This is a genomic window from Streptomyces sp. NPDC004051 (assembly GCF_053604275.1).
In genome coordinates, this window is record NZ_JBSGHG010000021.1 from 1 (window position 1) to 16,400 (window position 16,400).

Annotated in this window: 13 protein-coding genes; 4 read left to right on the forward strand and 9 right to left on the reverse strand. The window is 72.2% G+C overall.

Features of this window, described 5'->3' with window-relative positions; all coding sequences use genetic code 11:
• Window positions 1-328: 328 nt before the first annotated feature.
• Complete coding sequence (gene ygiD, locus ACWEQO_RS21315; RefSeq protein WP_361457110.1) at window positions 329-1,186, reverse strand: 4,5-DOPA-extradiol-dioxygenase; 858 nt, start codon at window positions 1,184-1,186, stop codon at window positions 329-331.
• 250 nt (window positions 1,187-1,436) lie between these two features.
• Between ygiD and ACWEQO_RS21320 the strand changes: the two genes are divergently transcribed.
• Window positions 1,437-2,261, forward strand: coding sequence for a response regulator transcription factor (locus tag ACWEQO_RS21320; RefSeq protein WP_452984820.1), 825 nt, complete (start codon window positions 1,437-1,439; stop codon window positions 2,259-2,261).
• On the forward strand, window positions 2,258-3,787 hold the full coding sequence (locus ACWEQO_RS21325) for a sensor histidine kinase (RefSeq protein WP_452984821.1): 1,530 nt from the start codon (window positions 2,258-2,260) through the stop codon (window positions 3,785-3,787). Before ACWEQO_RS21320 ends, ACWEQO_RS21325 begins: the two co-directional genes overlap by 4 nt.
• 39 nt (window positions 3,788-3,826) lie before the next feature.
• Here ACWEQO_RS21325 and ACWEQO_RS21330 read toward each other — a convergent pair whose 3' ends face one another.
• The 8 genes from ACWEQO_RS21330 to ACWEQO_RS21365 all read right to left on the reverse strand — a co-directional run bounded on the left by ACWEQO_RS21330 (window position 3,827) and on the right by ACWEQO_RS21365 (window position 14,322).
• Window positions 3,827-4,258, reverse strand: a complete 432-nt coding sequence (locus ACWEQO_RS21330; RefSeq protein ID WP_452984822.1) for a PepSY domain-containing protein — start codon at window positions 4,256-4,258, stop codon at window positions 3,827-3,829.
• 741 nt (window positions 4,259-4,999) lie between these two features.
• Window positions 5,000-5,767, reverse strand: a complete 768-nt coding sequence (locus ACWEQO_RS21335) for a sulfite exporter TauE/SafE family protein (protein ID WP_361457098.1) — start codon at window positions 5,765-5,767, stop codon at window positions 5,000-5,002.
• 103 nt (window positions 5,768-5,870) lie between these two features.
• Complete coding sequence (ppk2, locus tag ACWEQO_RS21340; protein ID WP_361457095.1) at window positions 5,871-6,674, reverse strand: polyphosphate kinase 2; 804 nt, start codon at window positions 6,672-6,674, stop codon at window positions 5,871-5,873.
• 123 nt (window positions 6,675-6,797) lie between these two features.
• Window positions 6,798-7,436, reverse strand: a complete 639-nt coding sequence (locus ACWEQO_RS21345; RefSeq protein ID WP_361457092.1) for a vitamin K epoxide reductase family protein — start codon at window positions 7,434-7,436, stop codon at window positions 6,798-6,800.
• The gene (gene narI / locus ACWEQO_RS21350) at window positions 7,433-8,230 is read right to left on the reverse strand and encodes a respiratory nitrate reductase subunit gamma (protein WP_452984823.1); all 798 of its coding nucleotides are present in this window, start codon (window positions 8,228-8,230) and stop codon (window positions 7,433-7,435) included. The genes ACWEQO_RS21345 and narI overlap by 4 nt, the downstream gene beginning before the upstream one ends.
• Window positions 8,227-9,069, reverse strand: a complete 843-nt coding sequence (gene narJ / locus ACWEQO_RS21355) for a nitrate reductase molybdenum cofactor assembly chaperone (RefSeq protein WP_452984824.1) — start codon at window positions 9,067-9,069, stop codon at window positions 8,227-8,229. Before narJ ends, narI begins: the two co-directional genes overlap by 4 nt.
• Entirely contained in the window at window positions 9,066-10,622 is a 1,557-nt protein-coding gene (gene narH, locus ACWEQO_RS21360) for a nitrate reductase subunit beta (protein ID WP_452984825.1), read from the reverse strand. The genes narJ and narH overlap by 4 nt, the downstream gene beginning before the upstream one ends.
• 1 nt (window position 10,623) lies before the next feature.
• On the reverse strand, window positions 10,624-14,322 hold the full coding sequence (locus tag ACWEQO_RS21365; protein WP_452984826.1) for a nitrate reductase subunit alpha: 3,699 nt from the start codon (window positions 14,320-14,322) through the stop codon (window positions 10,624-10,626).
• Window positions 14,323-14,667: 345 nt separating this feature from the next.
• On the opposite strand from ACWEQO_RS21365, the gene ACWEQO_RS21370 reads away from it, so the two are divergent.
• On the forward strand, window positions 14,668-15,252 hold the full coding sequence (locus ACWEQO_RS21370) for a hypothetical protein (protein ID WP_452984827.1): 585 nt from the start codon (window positions 14,668-14,670) through the stop codon (window positions 15,250-15,252).
• The gene (locus ACWEQO_RS21375) at window positions 15,249-16,229 is read left to right on the forward strand and encodes an Acg family FMN-binding oxidoreductase (RefSeq protein ID WP_452984828.1); all 981 of its coding nucleotides are present in this window, start codon (window positions 15,249-15,251) and stop codon (window positions 16,227-16,229) included. Before ACWEQO_RS21370 ends, ACWEQO_RS21375 begins: the two co-directional genes overlap by 4 nt.
• The last annotated feature ends 171 nt before the right edge of the window (window positions 16,230-16,400 follow it).

Consider the following 16,400-nt stretch of genomic DNA (forward strand, 5'->3'; position numbering starts at 1 on the left):
GCGGACGACCGCGTCGGTGTCGGCCTCGATCACGGGGTCCGGCACCGTGTCCCAGGAGGTCTGTGCCGGGCCGTGGTAGACGAGCCCTCGCATGCCTGCTCCCTCCCTCGCCCCCCCTTCGCCGGCTCCTCTCCACCGTCACCCCCGGGGGGCTCCCCGGCAACACGGGAAACCACGCCGGCCGGGGTGGTCGACCCTTGACGCAGGTCAAGAGGAGAACGTCTCGGTTCCGGGCGTCCGCAGCGCGCACGCCCGTCGTCGCCGGTCGGGACCGCTGATCATGAGCATGAGCAGCAGTCATGGTGACCTGCCCCGGTGTCGTGGCTGCTCAGAGGTTGGAGTCGAGCGCCGGGAAGCCGTCCGGAAGGCCGGCGGCAGGCTCGTCGCCCAGCGTGCCCGACAGGTCGCGGTCCAGCCCCAGGGTGTACGCCGCCATGGAGATCGAGCCGGCGGCGTGGCCGTCGACCAGCAGGTCGAGCGGCTGGGTGTCGGCCAGGCCGGCGATGTACAGGAGCGGCAAGTAGTGGTCCGGCGTCGGCACCGCCTGGCCGAAGTCGGCGTGGGCGTCGAGCGCCGCCACCCCGGTCGGGTCCGTCTGGAGGGCCTCCCGCGCCACGTCGTCGAAGCGGAGTGCCCAGTCGTACCCGCGGTCCGGTTGCCGGAAGTCGACCGCCCGGAGATTGTGCACGATGTTCCCGCTCCCGATGATCAGCACGCCCTCCTCCCGCAGCGGGGCGAGCCTGCGGCCCAGCCGCATGTGGTGGTCGAAGTCCTTGAAGGCGTTCAGGGACAACTGGACCACCGGGATCGACGCGTCGGGGAAGGCGTGCATCAGCACCGACCACGTGCCGTGGTCGATTCCCCAGCTGTCGATGTCCTGTCCCACCCAGGTCGGCTTCACCACGTCGGCCACCAGCTCCGCGACGTCGGGTGCGCCCGGCGCCGGGTACTGCACGTCGAACAGCTCCTGCGGGAACCCGTAGAAGTCGTGGATCGTGCGGGGCCGCGGCATCGCGGTGACCGCGGTCGCGTTGGTGTACCAGTGCGCGGAGATCACCAGGATCGCCCGTGGGCGCGGTACGGACGCACCGAACAGCCGCCACGCCTCGGTGTAGCGGTTGCGCTCGAGCGCGTTCATCGGGTTGCCGTGTCCGAGGAACGCGGCCGGCATCGTCCTGCTGCTCACGGAGACTTCCCTTCGACGAAGTGGGTGACGAACGACCCCAGCCTCGCACCGCCAGGGGGCGAGGCACCCGATCGACGACCGGAGGCCCCTGAACGCGGAGCCCCCGCGGTGCGTACGTGACGGTGGAAACGTCGCCCGACGCCCGGGCCCGCCGTGCGAGTGGCCGACGGAAAGCAGCCACCCGGACGAAGGGGCGCGGTGCCGGGCGACTCCGCAAGGTCGTGTGGGGATGCACAGAGGGACAAGACGCATGGGGATGCAGGCGCTGCTCATCGAAGACGACGAGACGATCGCCGAGCCGTTGATGGAGGGGCTGCGGAACTACGGACTGTCGGTCACCTGGGTCGCCACGGGCGCGGAGGGGCTCTCGGGGCCGTTCGGGGATCCGGACCCTTTCGGGGATGTCGTCCTGCTCGACCTGGGGCTGCCGGACATGGACGGCATCGACGTCTGCCGTGGGATCCGGCAGGTCTCGGACGTTCCCGTCATCATTCTCACCGCACGCGGCACGGAGAGCGACAAGGTGCTCGGTCTGGAGCTGGGCGCGGACGACTATCTGGCGAAACCGTTCAGCCTTCGGGAGCTGGTCGCCCGCATCCGCGCCGTCTCCCGCCGCACCGGAACCACGCCGGGAACCACGGCCGGGGCCGCCCCGGCCCACGGCTGCTCCGTCTCAGGGCCCCCCGGCCCGACAGCGGCGGCCGAAACCCCTCCCGCAGCCGGGGACGTCCCCGGCACGCTGGTGGTCGACCGCCGTACGCGGCAGGTGTGGGTGGACCGGTCGCAGGTCGCGCTGACCCCGAAGGAGTTCGAGCTGCTGGCGCTGCTGTGTGAGGACCCCGGGGCGGTCTGCTCGCGCCGCCAGATCCTCGAACACGTCTGGGACCCCTACTACGAGGGCGCCACCAAGACACTCGACGTCCACGTGGCCACGCTGCGCCGGAAACTGGGCCCCCCGGGCTGGATCCAGACGTTGCGCGGTGTGGGGTTCCGGCTCGCGGTGCAGGCGCCTCCCCCCGGGCCGACCGGACGCTCGCGGGGGCACGCGGGTGCCTTCGAGGGCGCCTCTCCGTGACCCGCCGTCTGCTGCTCACCTACCTGAGCATCGCCGCCCTGGTACTGCTCTGCCTGGAAATCCCCCTGGGTTTCGTGTACTCCCGCGCCGAGCGGGACCGCATGATCAACGCTGCCCGTGAGGAAGCGGCTTCGTTGTCGGCCTTCGCCGAACTGTCCCTGGCTTCCGGTCGGGAGGAGCAGGACCTGCCCCGACGCGTGACGGAGTGCGCCGAGCGCATCGGCGGCCGGATCGCCGTGATCAGCCGCTCCGGCAGCCTCATCGCCGCCTCCCACCCCCTGTCCGAGCAGGAGGCGCGTGAGCTGCTGGGGCGGCCGGACGTCGCCGCGGCCCTGAACGGCACCGGTTCCGCCGACGTGCGCACCTCCGGGATGGGCGGCGTGCAGTACCTGTCCGTCGCCGCGCCCGTCGGTCATGCCACCCCGCCCGACGCCGCCGTCCGCATCTCCGTACCCACCGGCACCGTGCACGGCCGCGTCCACCAGGTGTGGCTGCTGCTCGCCCTGGCCGGGCTCACCGTGCTGGCCGTCGTGGCCGGGTTCGCGTTCGCCGTGGCCCGGTGGGCCGCACGCCCCATCCGCGAACTGCAGCGGGCCACCGTCCGCCTCGCCGACGGCAGTCTGCCCGGGCCGGTCGCCGTGACCGACGGGCCACCGGAGATACGCAGTCTGGCCGCCACCTTCAACCAGACCGCCGCCCGTCTGGAACACCTCATGGCCTCCCAGCGTGCGTTCGCCGGCGAAGCCTCTCACCAGCTCAAGACCCCGCTCGCCGCCCTGCGGCTGCGCCTGGACAACCTCGAGCCGGCCGTCGCGCCCTCCGGCCGGGCGTCCCTGACCGCGGCGCTCACCGAGACCGACCGCCTGGCGCGTCTGGTGGAGGGCCTGCTCACGATGGCCGGCCTGGAGGAGAAGTCCGCCACCCGGGACGTGGTCGATCCGCAACGCGTCTGCGCCGAACGGCACCAGACGTGGGCCCCGGTCTTCGAACAGCGGAATGTGCTGCTGGCCCTCACCGGCGAGCGCACCGGGCCCGTGCTCGTCCTGTCCGGCGCCCTCGAGCAGATCCTCGACAACCTGCTCTCCAACGCGCTGCGTCACTCACCGCCCGGCAGCACCGTGACCATCCACCTGCGCGGCCGCCGCGCGTCCGAGCGCCGGCGCGCCGCTGCCGACGGCCGTACATCGTTCGTGGACCTGCACGTCATCGACCAGGGAACCGGCCTGACGGAGGAGCAGCGCCTCCGTGCCTTCGACCGTTTCTGGCGCGCTCCCGACGCCCCCAAGGGCGGCACGGGCCTCGGCCTGGCACTGGTCCAGCGCCTCGCCCACGCCGGCGGCGGCCACGTCACCCTGCGTGCCGCATCCCAGGGAGGACTGGACGCCGTGGTCAGCCTGCCCCGCGCCGATCCCGGCCGTCCCGGTCCCGGCCGGTCTCCTGCCCCGCCGGGCGCCCGCCGTGCAGGCGGTCGCGGAATCCCTCCTCCCGCCGTCACCGCCACGGACGACGAGCCCGCCCCGGCCTGAACGCGTCGCGCCGGGGTCAGGCCGGGGCGGGTGACCGAATCAGTCGTCCTCGTTTTCGTCCTCGTTCTCGTCGTCCTCTGCCCGATCCTCCGACGGCTCCGAGTCCTGGCCGACGATCCGGCCGGTGAAGGCGTCGACGAGGGCCTCGATCTCCCCGCCACGGTCCCGGGCCTCCACTTCCCACACGGCCCTGCCGTCCTCCTCGTCCAGCTCCACCTTGACCACACGGGCGCCGGGACGGCTGTCGGTGACGATCCCGGCGGCCTGGACGGCGTTGACCGGCCGCGGTCCGAACCGCGCGTCCAGCTCCGGGTCGATCTCGATCTCGAAGCCGGCGGACGCGGCACGGACGGTCACCTGCTCGCCGCTCGACGCCTGCTCGGACTGCCCCGCCGGAGCAAGGGCGGCCCCCACGGTCACGGACAGCAGCACTCCGCCACCGGCCAGGGCGATCAGCTTGGCCTTGCGCATCGGTTCCTCCCTCGGAACGAGACCCGGGCGACCCGGACCGCCACAAGGAACCGCAGCACTGCGTCGCGGTTCCCGGCGGTGCCGGTCTCCCCTGTGTGCACCAGGACGCTAGCGAGTCGTGCACTAGGGAAAGGTTCGGGAATCAGCCCGGTCAGGCCAAGGGAACCCTAAATCTTCGGACCCGCTGTGCGCGGTCCGGCGGAGCCTGCCGCGCGTTCCCGCCGTCCTCCGGGCACCCGGTTCGGGAACCGGGACGCATGAGGAGAGAGCATGCAGGGGTCATTCCCGGGACCGCTTTTCGATCGCCCAGGCCCCTTGGACCACGGTGCCCTTCGATGCCGCTCAGAACGACGCGGCGGGGGCGAAGCGCCGTGAGCCCTCGGTACGGGAAGCCTGTCGGACCCTGGAGGAGGGCGCCGACACGGCCACCGTCCAGGTGGTGCTCAGCCATCGCCTCTCCCGGTCGCCGCGGAGCCGGAGCGACTGCCGGGCCGCGCTGCCCCGGCTGACGCCGCCGCCTTCTCCGGGCTGCCCGGGAAGGCGGACACCGGGCCGTACACCTCGTGGACGGCACCGCTTCGCCCGCGGCCCGCGGTGGAGCGCGGTGCGCCCACCGGCGAACGAGGCCGAGGCCGCCCGTCCGGCGCCCACCCTCCCGGAGGGTGCGACGGATGCGACTGAGGAGGTCAGCGGTCCCGGGAGGGGCGCGGGAGGCCGGCGAAGGCGCCGGTGGCAAAGGGGTCAGCGCAGGAGCAGCTGGACGATGGCGAAGGCGCCGACGACGACGATGAAGGCCCGCAGGGCGGGTGCGGGCAGTCGGCGCCCGACCTTCGCACCGATCTGCCCGCCGATGGCCGAGCCCACGGCGATGAGGAGGACGGCCGTCCAGTCGTATTCGGCGACGAAGAGGAAGAACAGGGCCGCGATGCTGTTGACGACGGCGGCGAGGACGTTCTTGACGGCGTTCAGACGCTGCAGGGCGTCATCGAGCAGCATGCCCATCAGGGAGAGGTAGATGATCCCCTGGGCCGCCGTGAAGTAGCCGCCGTAGACACTGGAGAGGAGGATCCCGCCGAAGAGGACGGGACCGCCGTCGGTCCTGGTGAGGGTGCCCGTGCGCGCACGGCGCCGTTGCACGACGGCGGATATGCGGGGCTGCAGCACCACGAGGACCAGCGCCAGCGCGACGAGGACGGGGACGATCGTCTCGAAGGCGGTCGAGGGGAGGGACAGCAGCAGCACCGCTCCGGTGAACCCGCCGACCGACGCGGCGACGCCCAGCCGCAGCACGAGGCGGCGCTGGCCCCTGAGCTCCCTCCGGTAACCTATGGCGCCGCTGATGGAGCCGGGGATCAGTCCGAGGGCGTTGGACACGGTGGCGGTCACCGGCGGCAGCCCGGTGGCGAGCAGGACCGGGAAGGTGATCAACGTTCCCGAGCCGACGATCGTGTTGATGGTGCCGGCGCCGATCCCGGCGACGAAGACCGCCAGTGCCTCCCAGATGGACAAGGCCGTCTCCTTCACGATCGGTGAGCCGCCTCCCCGCCCGGAAGGTCGAGGGGCCGCACCGATCATGCACGAAGGAGACCCGTCCCCGGTCGACGGGGGCGGGTCAAAGGCCCGCCGCGTGGTCGGGGACGTAGGTCTGGAGGTCGCGTGGCGGGCGCTGGTACCCGGTGGAGGGCGGGCGCTCCGGCAGCTCGATGACCGGGGGCGCCACCTCCTGGTAGGGCACGGTGCCCAGCAGGTGGGCGATCATGTTCAGCCGCGCGCTGCGCTTGTCGTCGCTCTCCACGACGTACCACGGCGCCTCGGCGATGTCGGTGTGCACCAGCATCGTGTCCTTGGCCTGGGAATAGGCCTCCCAGCGGGTGAGCGACTCCAGGTCCATGGGAGACAGCTTCCAGCGTCGCAGCGGGTCCTCCAGCCGCTTGCGGAAGCGGGCCTGCTGCTCGGTGTCGCTCACCGAGAACCAGTACTTGCGCAGCAGGATCCCGTCCTCCACCAGCATCCGCTCGAAGATCGGGCACTGGCGGAGGAAGAGCCGGTACTCCTGCTCCGTGCAGAAGCCCATGACGTGTTCGACGCCGGCACGGTTGTACCAGGACCGGTCGAACAGAACGATCTCGCCGGCGGCCGGCAGATGCTCGACGTAGCGCTGGAAGTACCACTGGCCGCGCTGGCGTTCGGTCGGTCTGGGCAGGGCCACGATCCGCGCCACGCGCGGGTTGAGGTGCTCCGATATCCGTTTGATGGTGCCGCCCTTGCCCGCCGCGTCCCGCCCCTCGAAGACGACGACCATCCGGGCTTTCTCCGCCCGTACCCACTCCTGGAGCTTGACCAGTTCCGTCTGCAGCCGCAGCAGCTCGCCCTCGTACACCGCACGGGACAGCTTCACCGTCTTCTTGTCGGCCATGCCGCCTCCACCGCCCGGTGACCCGTGCCGCTGACGGCCGGGTCACCTCGTCCAGGTCGAACACCCGAACGCCACCGTACTGACCGGCGACGGAGCGTGCACCCGGCAGACCGGCCGCGGGGTTCACAGCAGGGTGCGCCAGTACGGCCGGAAACGGGTGAGGACGAGTACGGCGATCACGCCGTACCAGGCGCCGAGCAGCAGCCAGTGGGTGTCCCGGACCACGGCCGGCACCCACCGGGGAGCAGGGAGGATCCCCCGGTCCAGGCAGTGCACGGTGACGTACCAGAAGAGGGCGATGGTGACGGCCCAGACCACGACGCAGTAGGGGCAGAGCTTGTCGAGTTCGTACAGCGACTGGACGATCAGCCAGTGGACGAAGCCCACCCCGGCCAGCGCCCCGGCGCCCAGCGCGAGCCAGAGCCCCCGGTGGAGGCGGGCCCCGGTGAGGGCGGCGACGCCCAGCGCGGCGACGGCGGCGAACGCGCCCAGCCCGAGCAGCATGTTGGGGAAGCCGAACAGGTTGCCCTGCGGGCTGGACATGACGCTGCCACAGCTCACCACGGGGCTGATGTCGCACGCCGGCCGGTGGGCCGGGTCGTTGAGCGACCGCCAGGCGTCCACGGTGAGCCGGAAGGACGCGAGCCAGCCGACGAGCCCGGTGACCAGCAGCACCAGACCCGTCCGGCGGTCGGCGCCCACCGTGTGCGGGGGCCGGACGGCGGCGGGATCCGCCGCGGGGGAGGGGGCGCTCGTGCTCATGAGGCCGGCCGGGAGCCGGAGTGCGGCCGAATCCGCCCGGCGCCGTCGGACGCGCTCCGCACGGCCGCCGTCGACGTGTTCCTGCGCCGGTAGACCAGGTACGGCCGGACGAGGTACCCGACCGGCGCGCTCCACACATGGACGAGGCGGGTGAACGGCCAGGCCGCGAAGAGCAGACAGGCGGTCAGGGCGTGCAGTCGGAAGAGCAGCGGGGCGCCGGTGATCGCCTCGGGCTTCGGGGCGAGGGTGAACAGGCCCCGGAACCAGACGGAGACGGTGGAGCGGTAGTCGTGACCGGGGCCGAAGACGTTGTGTGCGGCGGTGGCGGCGATGCCCAGCAGGACCGTGGCGGACAGCAGCGGGAAGAGGAGCTTGTCGCTGCGGTCGGTGCCGAGCCGGACCCGTCGGCTCAGCAGCCGCCGGGCGCACAGCATGCCGAGCCCGGCGACCATGGCGACACCGGCCACCGAGCCCGCCCGGACGGCCGTGACGTGGTACGTGTGCTCGTCGATGCCGACGGCCTCGGTCCACGAGGCCGGTACGGCGAGCCCCACCACGTGCCCGGCGATCACCATGAACGCGCCCAGGTGGAACAGCGGGCTGCCCCAACGCAGCCAGCGGTGTTCCAGGAGCTGGCTGGTGCGCGAGGTCCAGCCGAACTGGTCCTGCCGGTAACGCCACACGTGCCCGACCACGAACACGGCCAGGCAGACGTACGGAACGGCGACCCACAGCAGCAACTCGGCGCCGCTCACGGGGGAAGAAGCGGCGGCGGTGAGGGACAGGGCGTTCATCGACGGCCTTCCGTACGGCTCGGCAAGGTGGCGGGCGGCGTGAGCGGCGGGGCACCGGGCGGAACCCGGGTCGGTGCGGCGGGCGGCGGGGGCACGAAGGTGCCCGGAGGGGCGAACTCCCCTTCCCCGTGGATTCCGTAGGGGGTGAGCCCGACCTCCTCGTTCGGCGGGCCCTCGGCGGCCAGTCGGGCCACCGCTGCCCGGTCCTCCTCGGTGGGCGGCGGCAGCAGCGTGAGCAGCGCCGCCAGCACATGCCGGTACGGGGAGCCGGCATCGGTCAACGCCCGGTGGATCAGCTCCAGTCCGCGCCGGTGCCGGCGCAGCGGCGCCTCGCCCGCGCCGGCGCCCACAAGGGCGGCGAACTCCAGCACGACCGGGAGGTGGTCGGGCAGTTCACCTCCGTCGGTACCCCACCCCGCCGCCTGGTAGCGCTGGTTCAGGGTCAGCAGGGCCATTCCGCGGCGGCGGGTGTCGCCGTGCAGGTAGTAGGTGAGGTGGAGACTGCTCTTGCGGCGCAGGTCGAACATCTCGACGTAGTGGCGCTCCAGGGCCTCCGGTTCCCGGGCGGCGAGCCAGGCCGTGAAGTCGGCCAGGTGCCCGGCGGCGGGCGACGCCGGCAGTGCGGCCACGGTGGACGTCAGGACCGGCCGGGCGGCGGCGAGTTCGGCGTCCGGGTACTGCAGCAGCAGTGAGCACAGCCGCAGCAGCAGGGCGCGGGCCTCGGCCTCCTCGGGCGTGAGCCGGACCGGACGGCCGGGGGAGGTCCGGGCCGGGCGGCGCACGGCGGCCCGGACACGGGCGCGGACCTGGGCGGGGACACCGGCGGGCAGCGGGTTCACGAAAGGTCTCCGGAGTTCTTGCGGCGCAGGGTGGGGATGCCGAGCAGCACCCGCCGGCCGTCGAAGGACTCCGGCTCGCCGGAGGACTCGACGGGACAGCGGTTCTCCATGGCGGTGAGCGCGGCGGCGTCCTCCTTGTGGGCGGCGGGGACGACGTAGCGGTCCTCGTACTTGGCGACGGCGAGCAGCCGGTGCAGGTCCTCGGCCTCCTGCCCGGTGAGGCCGACGGCCTTGACCACGGCCTCGTCGCCCTCCTCGCCCAGGGTGCGCTCGCGCATGTACGAGCGGAGCGCGGTGAGCTTCATCAGGACCCCGCCGACGACGTCGGTGTCCCCGGCGGTGAACAACTCCGCCAGGTACTCCAGCGGGATGCGCAGCCGGGTGACGGCGGCGAAGACGTGGTCCGGGTCGTCCTGGTCGCCGCCGGCCGCGTCGACGGCGTCGAGCACCGGGGAGAGCGGCGGCACGTACCAGACCATCGGCAGCGTGCGGTACTCCGGGTGCAGCGGCAGCGCCACCTTGTACTTCGACACCAGGGCGTACACCGGGGAGCGGCGGGCCGCCTCCAGCCAGTCCTCGGGGATGCCCGACTCCCGTGCCGCGGCGACGACCTCGGGGGCGGAGGGGTCGAGGAAAACGTTCCGCTGGGCGTCCAGCAGGTCCTCCTCGTCGGGCGTGGCCGCCGCCTCACCGACCCGGTCGGCGTCGTACAGCAGCAGGCCGAGGTAGCGCAGCCGGCCGACGCAGGTCTCGGAGCAGACGGTGGGCTGACCGGCCTCGACACGGGGGAAGCAGAAGGTGCACTTCTCGGCCTTGCCGGTGGCGTGGTTGACGTACACCTTCTTGTACGGGCACGCCGTCACGCACATCCGCCAGCCGCGGCACTTGTCCTGGTCGACCAGGACGATGCCGTCCTCGACCCGCTTGTACATCGCGCCGGACGGACAGGCCGACACACAGGCCGGGTTGAGGCAGTGCTCGCACAGCCGGGGCAGGTGGAAGAGGAAGGTCTGCTCGAACTCGAACCTGACCTTCTCGGCCCACTCGCCCGACAGGTCGGGGTCACGGCCGGCGTTCTCCGGGGCGCCGCCGAGGCCGTCCTCCCAGTTGGCGCCCCAGGTGATCTCGGTGGCCCTGCCGGTGATCACCGAGCGGGGCCGGGCCACGGGCATGTCGGGCCCGGCGGGGGCGCTGATGAGGTTGTCGTAGTCGTAGGTGACCGGCTCGTAGTAGTCCTCCAGGGACGGCAGGTCGGGGTTGGAGAACAGCGACAGCAGCCGCTTGACCCGGCCCCCGGAGCGCAGCACCAGCCGGCCGCGCCTGTCGAGCATCCAGCCGCCCTTCCACTGCTCCTGGTCCTCGTAGCGGCGGGGGTAGCCGACACCGGGCTTGGTCTCGACGTTGTTGAACCAGGCGTACTCGACACCGGTGCGGTTGGTCCACGTCTGCTTGCAGGTGACCGAGCAGGTGTGGCAGCCGATGCACTTGTCGAGGTTCATCACCATCGCGATCTGGGCCATCACGCGTCCGACAGTGGCTTCGCCACGGGGCATGTCAGTACTCCACTTGCTGGCTGCGGCGGCGGATGACGGTGACCTCGTCCCGTTGGTTGCCGGTCGGGCCGTAGTAGTTGAAGGCGTAGGTGAACTGGGCGTAGCCGCCGGCCAGATGGGTCGGCTTGAGCAGCAGCCTCGTCAGCGAGTTGTGCATGCCGCCGCGCTTGCCGCTGACCTCGGTCCTCGGCACGTTCACATTGCGGTCCTGGGCGTGGTACATGTACACGGTCCCCTCGGGCATCCGGTGGGTGACCACGGCCCGGCAGGCGACCACGCCGTTGCGGTTGTACGCCTCGATCCACTCGTTGTCCCTGACGCCGATCTTCTCGGCGTCCTCCAGGGACATCCAGATGACCGGACCGCCGCGGGACAGGTCGAGCATGTACTTGTTGTCCTGGTAGTTGGAGTGGATGGACCACTTCGAGTGCGGGGTCAGATAGCGGACCGTGACCTCCGCCCGGCCGTCCTCGCGCAGTTGCTCGTCGCCGTAGTGCCGCGGGGTGTTCAGCGGCGGGCGGTAGACGGGGAGCTGTTCACCGAGTTCGGTCATCCAGTCGTGCTGGACGAAGAAGTGCTGGCGGCCGGTGAGGGTGTGCCACGGCTTCCTGTGCTCGGTGTTGATGACGAACGGGGAGTAGCGGCGCCCGCCGGTCTCCGAGCCCGACCACTCGTAGGAGGTCATCACCGAGCGCGGCCGGCTGCGGGTGTCGGCGAAGGTGATCCGCTCGGCCTCGCGTTCGGAGGCGAGCTCCACCAGGCCCTCGCTGCCGGTCTGCCGCTCGAGTTCGCGGAAGCCCTCGGTGGCCAGGCGACCGTTGGTGGTGCCGGACAGGGCCAGGATCGCCTCGCACATGTCGGAGGCGGTGGCCAGCGAGGGCCGGCCGGCGCCCACTCCGTCGCGGACGGTGCCGCAGCGGTGGCGCAGGTCCTCGATCTCCCGGTCGGGGTGGACGGTGACGCCCTTGGTGGTGGTGCCCAGGGTGTCGAGCAGCGGGCCGATGGCCCGCATCTTCTGCCCGGTGGCCGCGTAGTCCCGCTCGACGACCACCAGTTTCGGCATGGTGCGCCCCGGGACCGGCTCGCACTCGCCGGTTTTCCAGTCCTTCACCACCCCTCCGGGCTGGGCGAGTTCGTCGGGGGTGTCGTGCAGCAGCGGCACCGCGAGGACGTCGGTCCGCCTGCCCAGGTGCTCGGCGGCCAGTTCGCTGAACCGGTCGGCGATGGTGAGGAAGGTGTCGTAGTCGGTGCGCGCCTGCCAGGGCGGGGCGATGGCCGGGGTGAAGGCGTGCACGAAGGGGTGCATGTCCGTGCTGGACAGGTCGTCCTTCTCGTACCAGGTCGCGGCCGGCAGGACAACGTCGGAGAGCAGGCCGGTGGAGGTCATCCGGAAGTCCATGGTGACCAGCAGGTCGAGTTTGCCCTCGGGCGCCTCGTCGTGCCAGACCACCTCCCGCGGGCGTCCCTCGGGCGGGGTCTCCTCGGAGCGGACGGCCGCTTCCGCGCCCAGTAGATGCCGCAGGAAGTACTCGTTGCCCTTGCCGGAGGAGCCCAGCAGGTTGGCCCGCCACACCGTCAGCACCCGTGGGAAGTTCTCGGGCGCGTCCGGGTCCTCGGCGGCGAACCTCAGCCGTCCCGACTTGAGTTCGTCCACGATGTGCTCGGCGACCGGGCGGCCCCGCGCCGCGGCCTCGTCCGCCAGGTCGAGGGGGTTGCGGTCGAAGCCGGGGTGACCGGGCGTCCAGCCCAGCCGCACGGCCTGTGCCAGGCAGTCGGCGAACGTCTTGCCCCGGAGCTTGCCCTTGCCCAGCGGGGAGGTCAACTCGTCGGCCCCGAAGGCCTCGTAGCGCCACTGGTCGGAGTTGAGGTACCAGTACGAGGTGCCCGTCATGTGCCGGGTGGGCCGCTGCCAGTCGAAGGCGAAGGCGAGGTGCTGGAAGCCGGTGAGGGGGCGGACCTTCTCCTGGCCGACGTAGTGCGCCCAGCCGCCGCCGTTGACGCCCTGGCAGCCGGTCATCGTGGTCAGCGCCAGGAACGCGCGGTAGATGGTGTCGGAGTGGAACCAGTGGTTGGTGCCGGCCCCCAACGCGATCATGGAACGGCCGTTGGTGCGCTCCGCATTGCGGGCGAACTCCCGGGCGATCCGGGCCGCCTGCCCGGCGGGCACCGAGGTGACCGTCTCCTGCCAGGCGGGGGTGCAGGGCTGCGAGGCGTCGTCGTACGAGGACGGCCAGTCGCCGGGCAGCCCCGGCCGCTCGACACCGTACTGGGCCAGCATCAGGTCGAAGACGGTGGTGACCAGGCGTCCGCCGATCCGGTGGACCGGCACCCCGCGCACCATGCTCGAACCGCCTTCGGTGGGACCCTCGTCGAAGCGGGGCAGCGCCACCGTGGCCCGCTCCCCGGCCCGCTCCAGCAGGCTCAGTTCGGGTACGACGTCGCCGAGGTCGAGGTTCCAGCTGCCCGCGCCGGACTTCGCCCAGCGGAAGCCCAGGGAGCCGTTCGGGACGACGGGCTCGCCCGTGGCGGAGTCCAGCAGGACCGTCTTGGAGTGTGCGTTCTCGTCGTCGCGTCCCAGGTCGGCGGCGGTCAGGAAGCCGTCGGGCACCAGGTCCGCGCCGCGCTCCCGCAGCGTCACCAGGAAAGGCGCGTCGGTGAACTTGCGTAAGTAGTCCTGGAAGTACGGCACTTCACGGTCGACGAGGAACTCGCGCAGGATCACGTGCCCCATCGCCATGGCCAGCGCGCCGTCGGTGCCCGGGTGCGGGGACACCCACTCGTCGGCGTGCTTGACGTTGTCGGCGTAGTCCGGGCTGACGGCGACGACCTTGGTGCCGTTGTAGCGGGTCTCGGTCAGGAAGTGGGCGTCGGGCGTGCGGGTGACGGGGATGTTGGAGCCCCACATGATCAGATAGCCGGCGTTCCACCAGTCCGCGGCCTCCGGCACGTCGGTCTGGTCGCCGAAGACCTGAGGGGACGCCACCGGGAGGTCCGCGTACCAGTCGTAGAACGACAGCAGGGTGCCGCCGATCAGCGACATGAAGCGGGAGCCGGCCGCGAACGAGGCCATCGACATCGCCGGGATCGGCGAGAAGCCGACCACCCGGTCCGGACCGTGCTGTTTGACGGTGTGCACATGGGCGGCGGCGACCAGTTCGGCCACCTCATCCCAGTCGGCCCGCACCAGCCCGCCCTTGCCGCGCGCCCGTTTGTAGGCGCGCGCCTTCGCCGGATCGCCGGTGATCTCCGCCCACGCCGCCACCGGGTCACCGAGCCGCCCCCGGGCCTCGCGCCACATCTTCAGCAGCGTGCCGCGCACATACGGGTAGCGCACCCGGCCGGGGGAGTAGGTGTACCAGGAGAACGACGCCCCGCGCGGGCAGCCGCGGGGCTCGTACTCGGGGCAGTCCGTGCCGATCGACGGGTAGTCGGTGGCCTGGTGCTCCCAGGTGATGATGCCGTCCTTGACGTACACCATCCACGAGCACGAGCCGGTGCAGTTCACCCCGTGGGTGGAGCGCACCACCTTGTCGTGCGACCAGCGGTCCCGGTAGAAACCCTCCCACCGGGGATCGCCCCCGCCGAACACGGCACGGCCGTCGGCCGACACCTCACGGCGCGTCAGCAGCCGACGGGCCGAAAGAGGCCAGTCACGGGCGGTACGTGACTCCCGCGGTCCTGCGTTCTGATCGTTCTCCATGGTCAGGAACGCTAGGCGGCGATGATCTCCGCGCACCTGGGTCCGGCGGCCCCCACCGGCAGACCTTCCGACCCTTCGTGCCCACCCCTGACGGGGACCAACGGCCCTGCCGGAGAAGACCATCGGCCGCTGCCCCGGCCACGGCGCCGGGTGGATGCTGACGGCGACCGAACCGGAGGTGTCCCGTGCCCGACCGCATCGACCGTCCCCGAGACCGCGCCGGTACTCCGGGGAGGGCCGCACGGTGAGCGCCGCCGCGGGCACCGCACTGCGGCTGGAGGTCACCGACACCCCTGCCCAGCGGCACGCCGAAGCGGGCGCGCACGGCACCGTGGAGGTGATCGGGTGGTGGACACCGTCGGCCGGTGGTTCCTGGTGCGGTTCGCGCATGTGGCGGGCGCCGCCCTGTGGGTCGGCGGGCCGCCGGCCCTGTCGCTGGTGATCCTGCCGCCGGCCCGGCGGCTGCTCGCCCCGGAGGCCGAGGACCGTTTCACCGCCGCGGCCGTCCGCCGCTTCGGGATGCTCACCGGCACGGTCTTCCTGCCCGTGCAGCCGGCCACCGGATGGGCCATGGCCCGGCACCGGGGCGTCACCTGGGAATCCCTCGCCGGGCCCGGCAACGGTCGCACCCTCGTGGCCAAGCTCGCCCCGTTCGCCGTGGTGTTGCTCGCCGCGGCGGGCCATGGGATCGCCCATTCCAAGGGCCGTACGGAGGCGGCCCGGACTGACGGTCGTCGCCCTGGTCGGCTCTCTGGGGGCCGTCCTGCTCGCCACCGCCCTGCCGGCCACCCGACCCCTCACGAGAACCGGGCCACATGGCCCGCGGGGTGGGGCCGGTCAACCCTCCTGCCGGAGCGGGACCACGGCGCAGAGTTGACGGAGCGGAGGGGACACTCCGCGAGGAGCCGTTGCGAAGGAGCCGTGCCGTGACGCAGACCCGGGAACTGGATGCCACCGCCGTTCATGACCTGCTGGCCGCGGCGGTCGCGGCCCCGTCGATCCACAACACCCAGCCCTGGCGGTTCGGCCTGGACCCGGACAGCAGGACGATCCAGGTCAGGGTCGACCGCCGGCGGAAGCTGCCGGCCGCCGATCCCCAGTTGCGCGCCCAGCACATATCGGTGGGCGCGGCCGTCTTCAACCTCCGGGTGGCCGCGGAACGTCTGGGCTGGGTTCCCGTCGTCCGGCTGCTCCCCGCCGCGGACGATCCGGACCTGCTGGCCACGGTGCAACTGGTCGGGACCACCACGGCCGGGCAGCTGCCCCTGGCCGGACTGTACGAGGCGGTCGAACGCCGGCACACCAGCAGGATGCCGTTCACCGGCCGCCCGGTACCGGAGCCGATCGCGACCGAGATGATCAGCGCGGCCCGCGTCGAGCAGGCCCACCTGGACGTCCCCGACATCATCGGCACCCGGCGCCTGCTGCACCTGACGGCGGCCGCCGAGTCCCGCAACGCCGCCGACCCGGCGAGCGCCGGCGAGATGCGCACCTGGATCACGCCTCGGGAGGAGAGTGCCCCCTACGGCATCCCCCTCAGCGCCCTGGGGCCGCGGGACGCGGCCGGCCGGATGCCGGTCCGGGACTTCGACGGCGTGCTGCGCGTGCCGCGGCTGCCGGCCGTACGGTTCGAGCGCCACGCGCAGGTGGCCCTGTTGTGGACCCCCTACGACCGGCCGGAGGACTGGCTGAGGGCAGGGCAGGCCCTGGAGCGCGTGCTGCTGACGGCCACCCGGCACGGGGTGCGCACCTCAATGCTGCACCAGGCGATGGAGTGGCCGGACCTGCGGGCGGCCATGGCAGGACCGAGGCGGCGGTGCTGCCCGCAGCTGCTGATCCGCTTCGGGTACGGCGCCGGCGGCGGACGTACTCCCCGTGCGTCGGCCCACCCCCTCCCCGGCCCATGACCTGGGCCGGACCGGTGACCGCTCCGCCGAGCCGGGACCGGCACCGGGACCGGACGGGGACGTTCGGCCCACCGTCCGGGACGAGGGGACAGGCCGTCACCACCGCTCGGGGCCGTTGTTTCACGATTCGGCCCTCCGGGAACCGAGGGGAACAAAGCCGGCCGGTGGGAC

Coding starts and splice junctions, on each gene's coding strand:
- ACWEQO_RS21320 (WP_452984820.1), top strand. CDS start 1,437: ATGGGGATGCAGGCGCTGCTCATCGAAGACGACGAGACGATCGCCGAG.
- ACWEQO_RS21330 (WP_452984822.1), bottom strand. CDS start 4,258: ATGCGCAAGGCCAAGCTGATCGCCCTGGCCGGTGGCGGAGTGCTGCTG.
- ppk2 (WP_361457095.1), bottom strand. CDS start 6,674: ATGGCCGACAAGAAGACGGTGAAGCTGTCCCGTGCGGTGTACGAGGGC.
- ACWEQO_RS21345 (WP_361457092.1), bottom strand. CDS start 7,436: ATGAGCACGAGCGCCCCCTCCCCCGCGGCGGATCCCGCCGCCGTCCGG.
- narI (WP_452984823.1), bottom strand. CDS start 8,230: ATGAACGCCCTGTCCCTCACCGCCGCCGCTTCTTCCCCCGTGAGCGGC.
- narH (WP_452984825.1), bottom strand. CDS start 10,622: ATGCCCCGTGGCGAAGCCACTGTCGGACGCGTGATGGCCCAGATCGCG.
- ACWEQO_RS21365 (WP_452984826.1), bottom strand. CDS start 14,322: ATGGAGAACGATCAGAACGCAGGACCGCGGGAGTCACGTACCGCCCGT.